Raw genomic sequence first — 19,604 nt, forward strand, 5'->3', positions numbered from 1 at the left:
GTTACTAGGGGCCTTGCCTCATTAGCATGAATTTCTCATCACCATAATAACTAGGTAATCTGAGGGATACCCTATGAGCAGCCGTTACAATCCATCAAAAGGTCTGCGCTTTGCGCCCACCTTGCTATCTGCCGCCATCATGGCCGCCACCGGCGTTCCTGCCTTCGCTCAAACCAGCGCAGACGATCAGGAAGCCATTGACGCCATCGAAGAAATTGAAGTTACCGGCTTTCGCCGCAGCGTCATGGACTCCATCAGCACCAAGCGCGACGCCGCTGCGGTTGTTGAAGCCATCTCTGCGGAAGACATCGGCAAACTGCCCGACTCATCCATCGCCGAAGCCATTTCCCGCTTGCCGGGCCTGACTTCTCAGCGTCTGGACGGCCGAGCAAGTAAGGTAACCATTCGCGGTTTCGGTGAAAATGAAAGTGCCACCACCTTTAACGGTCGCGAGCAGGTGTCCATTGGCGACAACCGCGGCGTAGAATTCGACCTCTACCCCTCAGAAATCATGAGCGGCGTTACCGTTTATAAGACCCCATCTGCCAACATTGAAGCCGAAGGCATTGCCGGCGTCATCGACATGCAAACCGTCAAGCCATTGAGCCGCGACGAGCGCGTGATTCAGTTAAACGGTCAGTTGGAACAAACCAGCTTTGACAAGTTGAACCCCGATGGCGACAACCAAGGCCACCGCGGTACCTTTTCTTACATCGACAAGTTTGCCGACGATCGTTTGGGTGTCGCTTTTGCCTACTCCACCATGAGCTCACCCAACCAGGAAGAGCGTTGGAATGCTTGGGGCTACCCAGAGTTCACCGTCGATGGCCAAAATTACTCCATCCTCGGTGGCGCCAAACCTTTCGTGCGCTCTTCCACATTGGAGCGCGACTCCATGATGTTGGTTGTTGAAGCGCAGCCCATGGACAACCTGAAGACTACCTTCGATGCGCTGTATGTCGATTTCACCGACGAGAAAATTCTGCGTGGTATCGAGATCCCCTTCGCGTGGGGTCAAGGTGCAATTTCTGCACAGCCTGAAAATGTCGATGCGGCATCTGGCTTCATCACCAGCGGCACCACCACTGGCCAGCGCGTTGTGGTTCGCAACGATCTTGAAAAACGCGATGCCAAACTGAACTCCTTCGGCTTCAACGCCGAGTGGGATGTCTCTGACGAGCTCGTGGTGGAATTCGATGCCAGCATGTCTTCAGTTGAACGGGACATTTGGAGTTTCGAAAGCTACGCAGGAACTGGTCGCGGCAATGATGTAGGTGTGGCTGACACGCTGACCTACACGTTTGATGGCGGCAATACCGGCGCCACCTTCGACCACGGCTTGGACTACAGCGACTACAACTTGATTCAAATGGGTGGTCCACTCACTTGGGGTTGGAGCCAAGCGCTGAACGACAAGTACAACATCGGCGGCACCCCACTTGAAAACACTGCACAGGACGGTTTCTTAAACGCGCCTGAAATCGATGATGAGCTGTCGTCTCTGAAACTCGCCGCCACCCAAATGGTGGATGCAGGTATCGTCAACTCCATTCAGTACGGTTTGTCCTACCGCGATCGCGAAAAGACGAAAAAGTCGCAGGGTTATTACATGACTCTGAACGCCTTCCCCGAAATGCTGACTGTGCCTGAAGAATACCGCTTGGGTTCTGCGTCATTGGATTTCATCGGCATGGGTAACATGATTGCCATCGACTCTGGCGCCATGTTGCGTGACGGTTACTACGACCTCACCGATGAAGCGCTAACGGGCATTCAGCACTTAACGAAGTCTTGGTCTGTTGCAGAAACAGTGACAGCCGCCTTTGTACAAGCAGACTTTGAAAGTGATATCGCTGGCATGGCATTGACCGGTAACGTAGGCCTACGCTATGTACAAACCGAGCAACGCTCTAAAGGCAGCGCTGGCAACACCATCGACGGTTTAGTTGTTGCATCGCCTACAAACATCAGCCACGACTATGAAAACTGGTTGCCCAGCTTGAATCTGTCACTGGCCATTGATGATCAGCAAACAGTTCGCTTTGGTGCGGCGCAAACCCTTTCGCGCGCTCGCCTGGACGAAATGAACGCATCAGTACAGGTGAACTACAACCAGCAGCCTGACAGCAATGGTAATTACTGGTCCATTAATGGCGGCAACCCTGCGCTGGAACCTAAAGAGGCCACCGGCTTCGACGTGACCTATGAAAATTATTTCAGTCAGGAAGGTTACTTCTCAGTCGCTTTATTCCACAAAGAGTTGGACAGCTGGATTTTTGATGGCACCTACGAAACTGAACTGGTCGGCGTTGCTGATCCAGCCACCGGTAATGTACCTGCCAACTCCACTGCCACCGGCAGCGGTAAAGTCAACGGCGGCGGCGGCACTCTGCAGGGTTATGAACTTGCCGTAGCGCTTCCGTTCAACGTATTCAGTGAAAGCTTGGATGGTTTCGGCTTGTTGGCCAGCCACACCGGCGTTGAATCCGACGTGAAAGATTTGAACGGCAACGACTACGAACTGCCCGGTTTGTCGAAGAGCATCGAGTCACTGACCATGTACTACGAAAACCACGGCTTCCAAGTTCGCACCAGCATGCGCAAGCGCGCTGACTTCAAAGGCGATGTCTATGGCATTGGCTTCGATACCGTGCAAGTTGATGTTAAAGGCGAAACCATTTGGGATGCCCAAATTGGTTACAACTTTGAAGACTCCGGTGTTACCGGCTTGGAAGGGTTGTCTATCTTCCTGCAGGCCTACAACCTAACAGATGAGCCATTCACTACCTTGAGCGGCGATAACGCGCTACAGGTGCGTGACTATCAGTCCTACGGTAGCACCTACCTGATGGGCTTCAGCTACAAGCTGTAATGTATCGTCTGTAAACGAAAAACCCTTGCGGCCCAGCCGCAGGGGTTTTTTTATGTCCGGGGCCTGCTGAACAGCCGCGCCCAAAGGCCTATAATGAATTTAAAAAAATAAAGAGAGAATTCCGTGCAGACACAAGAACCCGTGCAAAATCTCGTTATTCTTGGCGGCGGCACCGCCGGCTGGATTACCGCCTCACTGATGGCCAAAGTGTTGGGCAAGGTCATCAACATCACGCTGGTTGAGTCCGATAAAATCGGCACGGTGGGCGTGGGCGAAGCCACTATTCCTCCCATCATCAATTTCAATCAAGCGCTGGGATTAGACGAACAGGCATTCCTCAAAGCCACCAAGGGCACCATTAAACTGGGCATCCAATTCGAACACTGGCACAAGCAGGGCGCCAGCTACATGCACGCCTTTGGCAGCATTGGCAAAAATTTCCCGTTTTGCGATTTTCACCATTTTTGGCGCAAGCACCAGCTGCAGGGCAAGGACACAAATTTTTGGGATTTTTCGCTGAACTACCAAGCCGCAATTCACAACAAATTTGCGCCGCTTGCGAATATTCAAGGCACGAACTTGCCCGGCCTCTCCTACGCCTATCACTTTGATGCCGGGCTCTACGCGCAGTACTTGCGGCAATACAGTGAGTCAAAAGGGGTAAGACGCATCGAAGGCACCGTCAAAGAGGTCGGCGTCAACGCCGAATCGGGCCACATCGAACGGCTGCTGCTCGACGACGGGCAGCAGATTGCCGGCGACTTGTTTGTCGACTGCACCGGCATGAGTGGCCTACTCATCAAGAAAACCTTGCAGACCGGCTACATCGATTGGTCGCACTGGCTGCCCTGCGATCGCGCCATCGCCGTGCCCAGCAGCGCGCAGCACCCCATTGCACCCTACACCCGCTCCATTGCTCACGCAGCCGGCTGGCAATGGCGCATCCCGCTGCAACACCGCACGGGCAATGGACTGGTATTTTCCAGTCAGCACTGGTCAGATGCGGAAGCCGAAGCGGCGCTGATGAATAATTTAGACGGCGAACCACTGGCCGTCCCTAAGGTCATCCCCTTCACCACCGGTCGTCGCGCACAGCAATGGAATAAAAATGTGGTCAGCATTGGCCTTTCCAGTGGCTTTCTCGAGCCCCTGGAATCCACCAGCATTCATTTAATTCAATCGGCGGCCACCCGACTGATTAAATGCTTTCCCCATAACGGCATCAAAACCGCCGATATTCAGGCGTTTAATCAACAATCAATCGTAGAAATTGAGCGTATCCGCGATTTTATTATTCTGCACTACAAGGCCACCGAACGGGATGACAGCCCGTTTTGGCGCCAGTGTAGAGAGATGGAAATTCCCGACACGCTGGCCGAAAAAATTGAATTGTTTCGCGCCACTGGCAAGGTGTTCCGCGATTTCGACGATTTGTTTACAGAGGCCGCCTGGCAACAAGTGCTTATCGGCCAAGGCATATTACCCAACGACTATCACAGCATTGTCGACTCGCTCACCGAACAGCAGTTACAGGAGCTCATGGATAACTTGAAGACACTTATCGATGGCACAGTAACCGCGCTACCGATGCACGATAATTTTTTACCTAAGTGAGCCACCTAATGGCGTATTAGCGCCACTTGCGCAGGCCCCATTGCATGAATACGTATGCAGATGGTTTTACCTGAGACAGGGGTTTCATAGCATGTGGGCTACCCCATGCGGAATGCCACTCGCCTTCGCAAGTCGCCTAAAAAGGAAAACCCATGCGCTCTACGCTCGCAATACTGGTCGCCGTTGGTTTTGCTGCCACCCTAGAGGCAGCGAATGCCGCTACGACGCAAATTAGCAGCCCCAATGGCAGCTTGACGCTCACCCTGTCTGACGAGGGCGATGCGCCCAACTATCACATCACATTAAACGGTGCCCCCGTCATTGAGGCTTCGAAATTAGGACTGGTGACGCTGGAGCGCGGCGAACTGGGTGCGCACTATAAATTGTCCGCCCATACGCGAAGCAGCCAAAACACGCGCTGGGAACAACCCTGGGGCGAGCGGCGCTGGGTGGCCGATCACCACAACGAATTGCTGGCCACCTTTGCGCATGTCAATGGCGGAAAATTCAATCTGCGCATTCGCGCCTTTGACGATGGCATTGGTTTTCGCTACGAAGTCCCTGCGCAAGAAAAATCTACGCGCACGAATATCACCGATGAGCTAACAGAGTTCGCGCTCGCCAATGCCGCCAATACGCGCGCGCTCTGGATTCCGGGCCGCGGGTGGAATCGCTACGAATACCCCTACCGCAATACGCCCCTTGCCGATATGGGTTTGGCCCATACGCCGGCAACATTTAAAAACGGCAATGGCGTGCACATCAGCATTCACGAGGCGGCGCTTGTGGACTACGCCGCCATGGTGTTAGACCAGCGTCGACCCGGCATCCTGAAAGCCAACCTCACGCCTTGGTCGGATGGCATTAAGGTAAAAACCGGTGCAAGTTTTGTCACGCCTTGGCGCACGCTGCAGATTAGCGAATCGGCAACCGGCTTACTCAACTCCGATTTAATTTTGAATCTCAATGAGCCCAATGCCTTGGGTGATGTCAGCTGGGTAAAACCCGGAAAATATGTGGGCATCTGGTGGGGCATGCACTTGGGCGTTAACACTTGGGGCAGCGGACCCAAACACGGTGCCACCACCAAAAACACGACGGCCATGATGGACTTCGCCGCCGAGCACGGTTTTGATGGGGTGTTGGTTGAAGGTTGGAATGAGGGCTGGGACGGCGACTGGTTTAACAATGGCGATCTGTTTAGCTTTACCAAAACCTACGCCGATTTTGATTTAGCCGCCGTCACTGCGCACGCCAAGGCCAAGGGCGTGCGGTTAATCGGACACCATGAAACTTCCGGCAACGTCACCAACTATCGCAATCAAATGGCGGGCGCGCTGGACCTCTATGCGAAGGTCGGTGTTACGCAAATTAAAACGGGTTATGTGGCCGACGGCGGCAATATCAAGCGCATCGATGAACGTGGCCTTGTGCGCAAGGAATGGCACGACGGCCAATTTATGGTGAACGAATACCTGCACAATATTCGCGCAGCCGCCCAGCGCAAGATCAGCATCAACACCCACGAGCCCATTAAGGACACCGGCCTGCGTCGCACCTACCCCAACTGGATCAGTCGCGAGGGCGCGCGCGGTCAGGAGTTCAACGCGTGGGGCAGCCCGCCGAACGCACCGGATCACACCGTTAATTTGGCCTTCACGCGAATGCTTGCCGGCCCCATGGATTTCACCCCAGGCATCTTTAATTTAGCGTGGGATGGGCTAGATGCAGAAAACCGGGTGCAAACCACCTTGGCAAAACAACTGGCCCTGTACGTGGTGCTCTATAGCCCCATTCAAATGGCCGCCGACCTGCCCGAGAATTATTTGGCGCGCCCCAAAGCGTTTCAGTTTATAAAAGATGTGGTCACGGATTGGGAGCAAAGCCATGCCATTGCAGGCGAGCTGGGCGACTATGCAGCCTTCGCGCGTAAAGATCGACACAGCAGCACCTGGTTCATTGGCGCCATCACCGACGAGCAGGCACGAACCGTCACCTTGCCACTGCACTACCTCAAACCAAACACAAACTACCGCGCAGAAATTTACCGCGATGGCGAACAGGCCCACTGGAAAACCGCGCCCTACGACCTGCTCATCGAAACCCGTCGCGTCACCCATGCCGACCAACTCACCTACCCACTGGCTGCCAGCGGCGGACTCGCCGTGCGCTTGGTGGAGGAGAACCAATGAAGATTTCAAGCGCTAAGATCGCAACGATTGTTGCCCTATGTTTTATGTGGACGCCATTGCAAAGCCACGCCGGCATCGAGCGGGTGGAACCACCACACTGGTGGGTAGGCATGCAGAATACGTCCGTCGAACTGCTGATCTACGGCGACAATATCGGCGCCTATGACGTACAACTAGCATCATCAGACACAGCGCGAGCAAAAATATCAAAACGCACGCGTACCGATAACCCCAACTACCTTTTTGTCACGCTGGATATCGCCACCAACGCCGCGGCCGGCGTGTTAACGCTCAACTTCACCCATCCAGACCGCGCGACGCTGCAACACCACTATGAATTGAAGGCACGTCAGTTTGACCCTCAGAAACATCAAGGCTTTAGCAATCGCGATTTGATTTACTTACTCACGCCAGATCGCTTTGCCAATGGCGATCCACGTAATGATTCGCACCCGAACTATCGCGATAGATTAAATCGAGCCGACCCCTACGGACGTCACGGTGGAGACCTACAAGGCATCATCGATCATTTGGATTATTTGCAATCACTGGGGGTAACACAGCTGTGGCTGAACCCCGTGGTTGAAAATGCCATGCAAGAGGCGTCCTACCACGGCTATGCCGGTACAGACTTTTACAAGGTAGATCCCCGGTACGGCAGCAACGCGCTCTATCAAACACTCGCAGCGCAGGCGCGCGCGCGCGGCATTGGTTTAATCATCGATCTGGTGCCCAACCACAGCGGCATTGACCACTGGTGGTTGCGCGATATGCCCGCTGCCGACTGGGTCAATCACGGCGGAAAATTTGTGGAAACCAATCACATGCGCGAAACGCTGCAAGACATTCACGCCGCGCGTGCCGACCAACAAGCCTTCACCGACGGTTGGTTTGTGCCCACCATGCCCGACCTGAATCAACGCAACCCATTACTCGCCAACTATCTCACGCAAAATGCCATCTGGTGGATCGAGAGCGCACAACTCAGCGGCATTCGCGTCGACACCTGGTCTTATTCAGACAAAGATTTTCTACGCCAGTGGGTGGCAAGCATTCTCACCGAATATCCGCGGCTAACTATCGTGGGCGAGGAGTGGAGCACTGACCCCAACATCCTAGCCTATTGGCAGCGCGGGCAAAAAAATGCCGACGGTTATAGCACGCAAATTCCCAGCCTGTTTGATTTTCCATTGCAAGCTGATCTCATCGCATCGCTCGCCGAACAAGAGAGCTGGAATAGCGGCTTGGTAAAACTCTATCGAAGCCTAAGCCGCGACCGAGTCTATGCCGATGCCAGTGCGCTCACCATCTTTGCCGACAATCACGACATGAGCCGCGTGCATACGCAGCTGGGTCACGACCCGGCACTGACTCGCATGGCACTCACACTCGTGGCTACGCTGCGTGGCATTCCGCAGATTTTTTACGGCACAGAAATTTTAATGGCCAACCCCGGCACTGATTCGCACGGCGTCATTCGCACAGACTTTCCGGGTGGTTGGTCAGGCGACAAGGTCAACGCCTTTACCGGCAAAGGTTTGTCGACCGAAGCCCGCGCCATGCAAGCCTATGTGCGGCAATTATTTAGCTGGCGTAAAACGGCCACCGCAATTCATACAGGTGCCCTGCGTCACTACGCACCCAAGGACGGCGTTTACACCTTTTTCCGCTTTAACAATGCCGAACGCTGGATGATTGTCGTCAACAAAAATGCAACGGCCAAAATGCTGGACACCAACCCCCTGCGAGAAGATTTGGCGGGCTACAAATCGGCCACAGAAGTGTTTTCCCAGCGCACCACACCGCTGCGCGAAGGCCTGAGTTTGGCGGCCAAAAGCGTCACCATTTTCCGCATCCAATAGCCAATGCAACTACTGAGTCATTGAACATGCATAACAACACTAAATCACTGCGTCATTGGCGCCGCCATGTACTCGCCCTGCTGCTACCGTTGTCGGTCATTACGCCGCAGAGCTACGCTGACTTTGGCAATTACCAGAGCCACTCACTGACCGATACCCAGTTAACGATCATTACTGACGAGGGACAGCTCAAGATTGCGCCCCAGGGTGACCACGCTCTGGAAGTTCACTACGCCCCAACCGGCGTTGCGCAATTGCCCAGCTTTGCACTGCCGGAACAACGCGCCACGGCATCGGCGCTTTCGCTAAAGAACTTTAATGATCGGCTAGAGCTCACCAGCCAATCACTCAAGGCGATCATCCAAAAACACAATCTCACTATCGCCTACGAATTTAAAAACAAACCGCTGGTGGCGGAGGAAGCTGGGCTATTTGTACAGGACAGCTTGCGAGGCTTTCGCTTTGCGCTCACACATGGTGAAAAAATCATCGGTGGTGGGCAGCGCGTCATGGGCATGGATCGACGCGGCCAGCGCATGCCGCTGTATAACAAAGCCCACTATGGTTATAAAACACAATCAAACCAAATGTACTACAGCCTGCCCGCGGTGCTTTCAACCAATAAGTACCTGTTGGTGTTTGATAACAGCGCCAGCGGCAACTTAGATATTGGCGCCACCGAAAGTGATGTGCTGCAATTTGAAGCCGTAGGCGGTCGCACCAGCTACCTGATTGTGGCCGGCGAGTCCTACCCATCGCTAATTGAAAACTACACTTTGGCCACCGGTCGCCAACCCTTGCCCCCGCGCTGGGCCTTTGGCAACTTCGCCTCACGCTTCGGCTATCGCACCGAGCAAGAGGTGCGCGACACCCTTGCAGCCTACCGCGAACACGACTTCCCCGTGGATGCGCTGGTATTGGATCTATACTGGTTTGGTAAAGACATCAAAGGTCACATGGGCAACCTCGAATGGGATCGAAAAGCTTTCCCCAACCCGACAGCCATGATGGCGGATCTAAAAAAGGCCGGTGTAAAAACCGTTTTGATTACCGAGCCATTTATTTTAACCAGCTCTAGTCGATGGCAGGAGGCGGTTGAAAATGATGTGCTCGCGCAGAATGCTGCGGGCAAGCCCAAAACGTTTAATTTTTATTTTGGCAATACGGGTCTCATCGACGTTTTCCACAGGCCCGCACAACACTGGTTTTGGTCGGTCTACCAAAACTTAATGCTACAGGGCGTAGACGGTTGGTGGGGCGATTTGGGCGAGCCCGAAGTGCATCCCGACGACACCTTGCATCGCCTGCCCGAGCGAGTGGCCGCCGGTAGCGAGGTGCACAATGTCTACGGTCATCAATGGGCCAAGCTCGTCTATGACCAGCAGCGCAAGCACTTTCCCGACACCCGCCCTCTGGTGATGATGCGCGCCGGTTTTGCGGGTAGCCAACGCTTCGGATTTATTCCCTGGACCGGCGACGTAGCGCGCAGTTGGGCTGGCCTTAAACCGCAAGTTGAGCTGTCACTGCAAATGTCTTTGCTAGGATTGGCCTATACCCACTCGGATCTCGGTGGTTTTGCGGGCGGCGAAACTTTTGATCAAGAATTGTATGTGCGCTGGTTGCAATACGGTGTGTTTCAGCCGGTGTATCGCCCGCACGCGCAGGACAACATTGCACCCGAGCCCGTGTTTCACGACCAAACCACCCGCGATCTGGTGCGCCCTTTCGTCAAACTTCGCTACCAGTTATTTCCCTACAACTACACGCTCGCCTATGAAAATAGCACGCGCGGTATGCCCTTGATGCGGCCGCTGTTTTTTGAAGATGAATCTGCACCGGCTTTGATCGACAACAGCACCAGCTATTTGTGGGGCGATGCGTTTCTGGTAACGCCGGTAACCGAGGCGGGTATCAAATCGGTTTCAGTGCAGTTACCTAAGGGCGTTTGGTTTGATTATTTCAGCGGCCAACGCTACCGCGGCGGCCAAATCATTGAACAACCTACGGAGTTAGCCACGCTGCCGGTCTTGGTGCGCGCGGGCAGTTTTATTCCCATGGTGGCCGCAACGCAAAGCACGCGCGACTACGACAGCAGCCAGCTAACCCTGCATTACTATCACGACAAGACCGTAGAACGTGCACACGGAAAAATGTATGAAGACGACGGCCGCAATCCTAACGCCTTGCGCGACGGTCAGTTTGAATTGCTTTCTTTCAATGCTAAGCAGCTGCGCAATCGTCTCGATATTTCACTGAGTCATGCAGGCGGCTATTCGGGCCAGCCGCCTCAACGCAACATTAAACTGGTGGTGCACAATCAATCGCGCAAACCGCGCAGGGTTGCCCTAGAGGGCGAGTCAGTGCCCTTTGCCTATGACGGCGATGCACAGCGGCTTATCGTGCCGTTCAACTGGCAACACCAAAATCTAACCGTCTCTATTCATTGATTGCGGAGTCTACATGCGCATTGTTTATTTTCTAGTGCAGGCGGCCCTTATCGGTTGCCTATTGAGTTGCGACAGCAAGCAAAACATCGCTAAAGCCGAACCCGTTGCGGCAGTGACCACCGAAACACCCAGCACGGAAAAGGCCGTGGTCTATCAGGTATTTACCCGCCTGTACGGCAACACCAACGACACCAATAAACCCTGGGGAACCGCAGAGGAAAACGGCGTTGGTAAGTTCAGCGATTTTACCGACACCGCACTTGCGGATATCAAATCCCTCGGCACCACGCACGTGTGGTACACCGGCGTGCCGCACCACGTGCTGGTGCGCGACTACACCGCCTACGGCATTAGCAACGATGATCCCGATGTGGTTAAAGGGCGCGCCGGTTCGCCCTACGCCGTGAAAGATTACTACAGCGTCAATCCCGATCTCGCCGACAACCCAGCGCAACGGCTCGAAGAATTTGATGCGTTGATCGCGCGCACCCATGCCCACGGCATGAAGGTGATTATTGATATCGTACCCAATCACGTGGCGCGCAACTATCAAAGCCTCGGCAGACCCGAGGGTATTAGTGATTTTGGCGCGCACGACGACACCAGTGTGACTTACGCGCGCGACAACAATTTCTATTATGTTGTAGGTGAAGATTTTGAGGTGCCCACCGCCGTCGATTACCAACCGCTGGGCGGCGAGGCACACCCGCTGGCCGATGGTAAATTTGATGAATCGCCAGCAAAGTGGACCGGTAACGGCGCCCGCGCCCCCCAGCCCGACATCAATGATTGGTACGAAACCGTCAAAGTCAATTACGGCGTTAAACCCGATGGCAGCTATGACTTTGCACGCTTACCTGCGCACTTGCGCGGCGCCCACTGGCGCCAGCACGCCGCCTTTTGGGTTGACAAAGACGTGCCCGATAGCTGGCGTAAATTTTACGACATTACCCAATTTTGGCTGGCCCGCGGCGTCGACGGCTTTCGCTACGACATGGCGGAAATGGTGCCGGTGGAATTCTGGAGCTATTTAAATTCTGCCATTAAGCAAACTAATCCAAACGCGTTCATTTTGGCGGAGGTGTACAACCCCGATGAATACCGCAACTATATCCAGTTGGGGCTGATGGATTACCTGTACGACAAAGTAGAACTCTACGACACGCTGAAAGCGATTATTCAGGGCGAAGCTAAACCCGCCGCAATCATACCCATTCAGGCGCGCATGCAAGACATTGAACATCACATGCTGCACTTTCTGGAAAACCACGACGAACAGCGCATCGCCAGCCCTGAATTCGCCGGTGATCCGTTCAAGGCACTGCCCGCTATGGTGGTCTCCGTCACCCTCAGCAGCAGCCCCACCATGATTTATTTTGGCCAGGAAGTCGGAGAGCCGGGCGCGCAGGACGCCGGTTTTGGCAAGCCGTCGCGCACCAGCATTTTTGATTATGTGGGCGTACCCAACCACCAGCGCTGGATGAATGACGGCGCTTTCGATGGCGGCCAATCTACAGATGATGAAAAAGCCTTACGCAACTATTACAAAAAATTGCTCAACCTCAGCGTCTCGGAGCCAGCATTTACCGGTCACTACGCGGAAATTCACCAATGGAATCTCGATCAATCCACGCGCTACAACGAACAGCTGTTTAGCTTCGTGCGCTGGCGCGCCGGCCAAAAAATCTTAGTGGTGGTGAATTTCTCTGCGCAAAACTCATCGGTGTCGCTAGAGCTGCCGCCAGCCATTGCCAACCAATGGGGCCCTGTGATCAGCGCCACCGACACCCTTGAACATCGCCCTGTGTCAATCGAGGGTCAACAGCTGTCGCTAGAGCTCGCGCCCTACGGTTCTAGCATTATTCACATTAAAACGGAGCGCTGATGATGCGGCAGTGGCGCCAGTTAATTTGCATTTTGTGGGTGGCGTTCGCCGCGTCAGTCGCCACGGAATCTGTGGCCCATGAGCGCTTAGATCCACAAGGCGCGATCAGCGGCCGCGTGCAAGTGACCGAACCCCTGCTGCTACCCACCTTGGACCGCAGCCGCCAGCTGCGCATTTACCTGCCACCGGGCTACCATGAACGCGCGGATCGCTACCCTGTGGTGTACATGCACGACGGGCAGAATCTATTTGATGAGGCCACCAGCTTTGCCGGTGAATGGGGAATTGATGAAACACTGGACGAGCTGGCCCGCACCAAGGGCACACGGCTTATCGTGGTGGGCATCGACAACGGCGGCGACAAGCGCACCCACGAACTCAACCCCTATGATCACGACAAGTATGGCAAAGGCGAAGGCGCGGCCTATGTGCAGGACTTGGTCAATACCATCAAACCCTACGTGGATCGCCACTATCGCACGCGGCCTCAGGTCCAGCATACGCTCATCATGGGCAGTTCACTGGGCGGCTTGATCAGTCACTATGCCGCCCTCAGCTATCCCTCTGTATTCGGCGGCGCAGGCATTTTTTCACCGGCTTATTGGATTGCCGAACCCATATTTGAGGCCACTGCAGACACCGGCTTTAAGCGCCATCAGCGGCTGTACTTTTTAATGGGCGGCGCCGAGGGCGACAGCATGGTGCCGGATTTTAAGCGCATGCAACGGCTAGTGGCAGCATCGACTCATGAGGCACAATTTGCGCTGGTGCCCCACGGCGAGCATCGCGAGGCGTTTTGGCGCGCGCAGTTTTTGACCGCCTTGAGCTGGCTGCTCGCCGACGGCTCAACGGCAGCGGTCGCCAGCCCCTGAATATTCAGGCCGCTTGCCATCCAATCTTCAGGTCAAACCTGTACGAGGGTACCAAGAATAGCCAGCTGTAAAACTGCCGCTAAATCACTGACTTTATTAGTATTTGCACGACTGCCCAATAATTTAGCAGGGGCGCGAAAATACTTTCCTATATGACTAGACAGTCACTAAAACCACTTCCAGTATCTACCCTGAAAATCAAATTTAGGTGCTGTATCAGTGCGGGCCTGAACCTGCCTTTTCCTCAATTATTTTCAGCATTTTGTCTGTACAAAAAAACATAACTAACAGATTAGAGAGCTTTGAAAATGAATACTTCATCTCCTACCCGGCGCCAACAGTCCGGGCGCTTTACGTTATCCATGGCATTATTCAGCTGCTTGCTTGCGCCCCATTTTGTGGAGGCGCAAGGCTACAAACACGTGGCCGTCGCACCTGAGGATGCTCAACAACAACAGCTACCCAATGCCCAGGCCACCGGCGTCTTTAGCCACGCCAGTATGGTGGCCATACGCGCAGAGGCCGGCAGCCAATCAACCGATGGCATCACGCAATCCTTGGTGGTGGACAACCTAGAGGCAAGCCCGGTGGCCTTCATTGGCCCCAATGCGGAGCAATGGGACCTGCAAGTTATTGACCCCGATGGCGTGGCGGTTATCGACGAGCGCCGCAATGGCCAGATGCGCGTGGCCCCAGTGCGCGTTGGCAGTGAATCCTTTCCCGGCAAGCAGTGGCAGCTCGACGCTAAGAAAACCGGCCGCTGGCAGATTACCTTGCGCCCTAGTGGCCAGCAGGCGCTGCAGGCCACTGAGCGCAAGTCTGCAGAGGTGCTCGGATACCTCATGGCGAAAGGCGATCCAAATTACAAACTCTATAGCTATCGCGATACCCAAATGACCCTGCAGGGCGAACGCGTAAACCTAGTGGCGTACCTGGTGGAGAGCGGTCAAGACCGCGGCAAGCGCGCCGCCATGACCCGCAAACCCGCACTACCCGCCAGCATCACTCGCGCAACCGTCACCCTGACCGCACCCGACAACAGCGAGCAAACATTGATACTCAACGACGCGGGTATCAACGGTGATGCCGTGGCCGGCGACGGTCATTACTCTGTGGCCCTGCCGACGCATCAATTGGGCGTATATACCCAATCGGTCCGCGTGGAAGGGGTGCGCCCAGACGGTCTGGCCTTTACCCGCACCGCAGCAGACCTCTATCCCGTTGTGGCGCGCAGTCACGACTTCGACAAACGCGACGCCCGCCTCCATATTGACAGTGATACAGACGCGCGCATCACCGTTCCCGTACAGCGCATCAGCGGCACAGAGGCTGTGTTTGTAGCTGCCGAAGTGTGGGGCACCAACCGACGGGGCGAGCCAGAATTGGCCACTTGGGTCGGAGGCTTAGCGAGTGTCGAAGCTGGCACCAGTGGCGAGCAATTAACGTTGCACACCGACAGCCGCTGGCTCATGCGCAAACAGTTACAGGCACCTTTCAGCCTGCGCAATTTGCGCCTGCAGCACAAAGAATTCCACACCCCCATGGCCGTGAGTGCAGAAAAAGCCTTGCTGGTGGACAGCAAGGGCGAGCGCAGTTTGAACCGCGCGCGCAGCGGTGTGCTTGCCGCCAGCGGCCAACAAGTGAGCCAAGACATGCGCGCCAAGCGCGTCGGCCACGGTCGGCCCAGCAGCGAGCCCACCATGGCGGCGGCCGGTGGCGTGCTGATGCTGGTACACGGCTATTGCTCCAGCAGTGCGTGGAGCACCAGCCACTTCAGCAACGCCGTCGAGTTCAAGGATTACAACGCCAACCGCAGCCACGAGGCCTTTGCCCAGCGCATTCGCGATTTTGGTGCTAGCTATCCATCCTTCGGCGTGGTGGCCCATAGTCAAGGTGGCGCAGCCGCGTTACACCTCTATGCGCGCTACTACAGCGGCTTGGATTACGCCAGCGGCGGCCGCCTGATTCAGTCGGTGGGCACGCCTTACCAGGGCACGGCGCTGGCCGGAAATCTCGCCGTGCTCGGGCAAATATTTGGCGCCGGCTGCGGTAAAAATACCGACCTCACCTACAGTGGTGCCGCCAATTGGCTAGCTACCATTCCTAGCTGGGCGCGATCTCAAGTGGACTACTACACCACCTCCTTTAAGGATCGCTGGTGGGCCTACGACTACTGTCACTTGGCCACCGATTTGTTGTTAGACGACCCGGAAGATGGCACCACGGAAAAGTGGGCAGGCCAACTCTCAGGCGCGGTCAACAAGGGTCACAAAACCGGCTGGTGCCACACTTCCGGCATGCGCGATCCGGCCCAAACCCGCGACACCAGCCGCAACAGCAGTATGAGTAACAACGCGGCGCGCTAGCTGAGTTGAGCTCACTGCGTTCATTAAACGCCGCGCATCTGCGCGGCGTTTTTCATTGCCCTTTTACATAGCCCTTTTACATAGCCCTTTTTCATTGCCCTTTTTCATTGCCTAAGCCCCGCTTGCACAGTTCGATGGGCAAAGTTACTGTGGCCATGACTACTTGCAAGGACACTTCCCATGAACGCATTCTCTTCCACAAAAACACCCCTTTGGTTTTGGTTCATTGGCGTCTTGGCACTGGTGTGGAATCTAGCAGGGCTGCTCGCGTTTGGTTTTCATTTGATGATGACGCCCGAAATGTTAGCGCAACTGCCACCAGAGCATGCGCGTTTATACACCGAGGCGCCCGAGTGGCTCGACGTCGCCTTTGGCATCGCGGTGGTGGGTGGATTTTTGGCGTCGGTAATGCTGCTGTTGCGCAATATATTTGCGGTGATGCTGTTTAGCCTGTCGCTGTTGGGCGTGCTGGCACAAAACAGCTACAGCTTTTTCATGAGCAACACCTTCGATGTGCTGGGCCCCAATGCCATGATTATGCCGGCGGTGGTAGTCCTGCTAGCGGCCGGCCTATTGGTCTATAGCATTGCCATGAAGAATCAAGGATGGTTGCGCTAGAACGGCTTTGGCGTTGGTGTTGGCATTGGCGCCTGCACCGGAGGCATTTGCCGGCGATAAAAATTGCACAATATCGGCCATTGATCTGTGCGCTGGCAGCGCTGCAATAAGGTCTCTTGGAGCTGGCGCTGCAGCGGCGCCAGCAACCGCAGATGGCGCTGGTGAACAACTAAAAACATTTCTGCCACCACCAGCGTGCCAGCACTTTCGATAGCAGGCACATCACCGTCCATATGCGCCAGTGCATGCAATACCTTATCGCGATTGTGCACAAAGGCCTGCACGCGGTCAGCGGCCAACATTGCCATGGCGTTATCAGTGCCTGTGATCGCCACAATTTGTTGGTGCGCAATCATGTCGTGTAATTTCTTATCCACAATCCATGCGCCGCGCTCGAAGCCCACCAAGCCGCCCCCGGCAATGACCTCAGCCAATGAGGGCAATTTGCCATCGCGAACCTTGATAAAAGCGTCGAATTCAAATTCCGCAATGACTACGGGAACCTGTAAAAGATTTGCATAGGGGCCACGGTTAATTAGCTCAGCGGTGCGCAGGCAATTGCCATCGGCAAAGCCGCGGGCCACATCGGTGATGGCGCGGCGATTGGTGGTGGGAACCAAAACCAACTGCAATCCCAGCTCAGAAAATACTTCGCGGTAGAGCGCAGACAGCTCGCGGTAGATGGGGGTTTGCTGTTCAAACTGACAGGTCATCACAAAGGAGCCCGTCGCCATCGCCGGGGCTCCACTGAGGGTCCACAGCCAAATACTCAGCCACGCAACATACACTCGCCTAATCAACAACTGCCAACCTGTCGCCACAACACTCGTCCTTGGAATGAACTTCTAGTGTAGCGCACGGAACTCTGTCCACGTAAATCTGACCACGGAACTCTGTCCACGGAACTCTGTCCACAGAACTCCGTCGAGCCGAGGTGTTCGGTGCAGGAGCTAGCAGAATATCCATTCGCCGCGCTCTGGCTCAACCAAAGAATCTTCGGTTTAGTCCTTTGTCGGCAAGCCAAACAGAATATTATTTGTTTTAATGGTCCTCCGACTTACTTTTAATCGAAAGAGAAACACCGATGGTAAACTATATTTCGGATGCCGCACCGCTCGACCGCACAGACATTGCCATCTTGCAGACCCTGCAAGCCCAGGGGCGCATCAGCAATGTTGAACTGGCCGAACGGGTGCACCTGTCACCGCCTGCCACCCTCGCTCGGGTGCGCCGGTTGGAACAGGAGGGGTTTATCGAGGGTTACACGGCCTTGTTAAGCCGCGAGAAGCTAGGGCACGACAATTTAGCGTTGATCGAGATCGCGCTGGAACTCCACCAGCACACCCGCATCGCCGAAATTCTGTCGCAACTGGTGGACATGCCCGAAGTTATGGAGTGTTACCACGTCACTGGCGAGTACGATTACATGCTGAAAGTGTCAGTGGCCAACACCAAAGCGCTGGACGGGTTCATCTCCAGCCGCTTGATTCCATTGCCAGGCATTGCCCGCATCCACACCAGCATCGTGCTGAAAGAGCTGAAGGCCACCACCCAAATTCAGCTACCCGATAATTGAGAGAGCGCCACAAGCGCTCCAAAAATCCGCTGCTACCCGCGGCCCCAACGAGAGACAAGCGCTATGTGGAAGTCTGATCACATCGAAACCAATACCATTCACGGCGGCAAGACCAGCCAGGGCGAATTCGGCCCGCTGTCCACGCCCATCTACCAAACCTCGACCTTTGTGTTCGATAGTGTCCAGCAGGGCGCCGATCGATTTGCCGGTGAGTCCCAGGGCCACATCTACTCGCGTTTAGGTAATCCAACCGTGGATGAATTGGAAGCGCGTATGGCGCTGCTGGAAGGCACCGAAGCCGCCGCTGCGTTCGGCTCCGGCATGGGCGCGGTGTCCGCTTCAGTACTCGGCTTGTTGAAGCAGGGCGATCACATGGTCACCTCGCACCGCCTCTACGGTTGCACCTTCGCGCTGTTCAACCACCAACTGCCCGCGTTTGGTATCGAGGTCAGCTTTGTGGATCTCAGCGATGAAGCGGCCGTGCGTGGAGCGCTGAAACCCAATACCAAAGTTATTTACGGCGAAACACCCATCAACCCCTGCCTGTCGGTTATCGATTTAGACATGATTGCCGCCATCGCCAAGCCGCGCGGCATCACGACCATTATCGACAACACCTTCATGTCACCCGTGTTGCAACAACCGGCTAAGCACGGCATCGATATCATTTTGCATTCGGCGACCAAGTTTTTGAATGGTCACGGCGATGTGGTTGCGGGCATCTTGTGCGGGCCAAAGGAAATGATGGACCACATTAAAATGACCACGCGCAAAGACATGGGCGCCATTATCAGCCCCCACGATGCGTGGCTAATTATTCGCGGGTTAAAAACATTGCACCTGCGGGTGGAACGACACAATCAAAATGCCTTGTCATTGGCCACCTATTTGAGCGAACACCCCCTCGTTGCCAAGGTGGACTACCCCGGCCTTCCCGGTCACCCCGGTTACAAATTATTGGGCAAGCAAATGCGCGGCGGTGGCGGCGTCTTGGCGTTCGAAATGAAGGGCACTTTCGATCAGGCCGTGGCATTTATGAACCAATTGCAGATGTGCAAGCGCGCAGTGAGTTTGGGCGACGCGGAAACCTTGATTCAGCACCCGGCCTCTATGACCCACTCCACCTACGAGCCGGAAGAGTTAGCCGCGGCCGGCATTCCTCGCACACTGATTCGTCTCGCTGCGGGGCTCGAGCATGTGGATGATATTATTGCCGACTTGGAACAAGCCCTGAGTGCAGCCAGCGCCGGCGAAGCCGCAGCCTAAGCTAGCGCGCGCCCACTGAATGCATCGCGCTCAG

Annotated in this window: 12 protein-coding genes; 11 read left to right on the top strand and 1 reads right to left on the bottom strand. The window is 55.1% G+C overall.

Annotated elements, in window-relative coordinates; all coding sequences use genetic code 11:
- Nucleotides 1-73: 73 nt before the first annotated feature.
- The 9 genes from FHS30_RS13955 (at nt 74) to FHS30_RS13995 (ending at nt 16,728) form a co-directional block, all read left to right on the top strand.
- On the top strand, nt 74-2,872 hold the full coding sequence (locus tag FHS30_RS13955) for a TonB-dependent receptor (protein ID WP_183911128.1): 2,799 nt from the start codon (nt 74-76) through the stop codon (nt 2,870-2,872).
- Nucleotides 2,873-2,995: 123 nt separating this feature from the next.
- Nucleotides 2,996-4,486, top strand: a complete 1,491-nt coding sequence (locus FHS30_RS13960; protein ID WP_183911129.1) for a tryptophan 7-halogenase — start codon at nt 2,996-2,998, stop codon at nt 4,484-4,486.
- A gap of 152 nt (nt 4,487-4,638) precedes the next feature.
- A complete protein-coding gene (locus FHS30_RS13965) occupies nt 4,639-6,678 on the top strand; it encodes a glycoside hydrolase family 97 protein (RefSeq protein WP_183911130.1) in 2,040 nt (679 codons plus the stop codon).
- Nucleotides 6,675-8,540 carry a glycoside hydrolase family 13 protein gene (locus FHS30_RS13970; RefSeq protein ID WP_183911131.1) on the top strand — a complete coding sequence of 622 codons (1,866 nt, stop codon included), beginning with the start codon at nt 6,675-6,677 and terminating at the stop codon, nt 8,538-8,540. Before FHS30_RS13965 ends, FHS30_RS13970 begins: the two co-directional genes overlap by 4 nt.
- Nucleotides 8,541-8,566: 26 nt before the next feature.
- Nucleotides 8,567-10,987 carry a glycoside hydrolase family 31 protein gene (locus FHS30_RS13975; protein WP_183911132.1) on the top strand — a complete coding sequence of 807 codons (2,421 nt, stop codon included), beginning with the start codon at nt 8,567-8,569 and terminating at the stop codon, nt 10,985-10,987.
- 13 nt (nt 10,988-11,000) lie between these two features.
- On the top strand, nt 11,001-12,872 hold the full coding sequence (locus FHS30_RS13980) for an alpha-amylase family glycosyl hydrolase (protein ID WP_183911133.1): 1,872 nt from the start codon (nt 11,001-11,003) through the stop codon (nt 12,870-12,872).
- The gene (locus tag FHS30_RS13985) at nt 12,872-13,744 is read left to right on the top strand and encodes an alpha/beta hydrolase (protein ID WP_183911134.1); all 873 of its coding nucleotides are present in this window, start codon (nt 12,872-12,874) and stop codon (nt 13,742-13,744) included. Before FHS30_RS13980 ends, FHS30_RS13985 begins: the two co-directional genes overlap by 1 nt.
- A 308-nt stretch (nt 13,745-14,052) precedes the next feature.
- Entirely contained in the window at nt 14,053-16,110 is a 2,058-nt protein-coding gene (locus FHS30_RS13990; protein ID WP_183911135.1) for a choice-of-anchor X domain-containing protein, read from the top strand.
- Nucleotides 16,111-16,290: 180 nt separating this feature from the next.
- Entirely contained in the window at nt 16,291-16,728 is a 438-nt protein-coding gene (locus tag FHS30_RS13995) for a hypothetical protein (RefSeq protein WP_183911136.1), read from the top strand.
- On the opposite strand, the gene FHS30_RS14000 is transcribed toward FHS30_RS13995, so the two are convergent.
- The gene (locus tag FHS30_RS14000; protein WP_183911137.1) at nt 16,725-17,549 is read right to left on the bottom strand and encodes a hypothetical protein; all 825 of its coding nucleotides are present in this window, start codon (nt 17,547-17,549) and stop codon (nt 16,725-16,727) included. The two genes, FHS30_RS13995 and FHS30_RS14000, sit on opposite strands and share 4 nt — an antisense overlap.
- A gap of 263 nt (nt 17,550-17,812) precedes the next feature.
- Here FHS30_RS14000 and FHS30_RS14005 point away from each other — a divergent pair, with 263 nt between their 5' ends.
- Together FHS30_RS14005 and FHS30_RS14010 are read left to right on the top strand one after the other, a co-directional pair.
- Nucleotides 17,813-18,304: an Lrp/AsnC family transcriptional regulator gene (locus FHS30_RS14005; RefSeq protein WP_183911138.1), complete on the top strand. Its 492-nt coding sequence runs from the start codon at nt 17,813-17,815 to the stop codon at nt 18,302-18,304.
- A 63-nt stretch (nt 18,305-18,367) separates the two neighbouring features.
- Complete coding sequence (locus FHS30_RS14010; protein WP_183911139.1) at nt 18,368-19,570, top strand: trans-sulfuration enzyme family protein; 1,203 nt, start codon at nt 18,368-18,370, stop codon at nt 19,568-19,570.
- The last annotated feature ends 34 nt before the right edge of the window (nt 19,571-19,604 follow it).

The organism is Simiduia aestuariiviva (genome assembly GCF_014192475.1).
GTDB lineage: Bacteria > Pseudomonadota > Gammaproteobacteria > Pseudomonadales > Cellvibrionaceae > Simiduia > Simiduia aestuariiviva.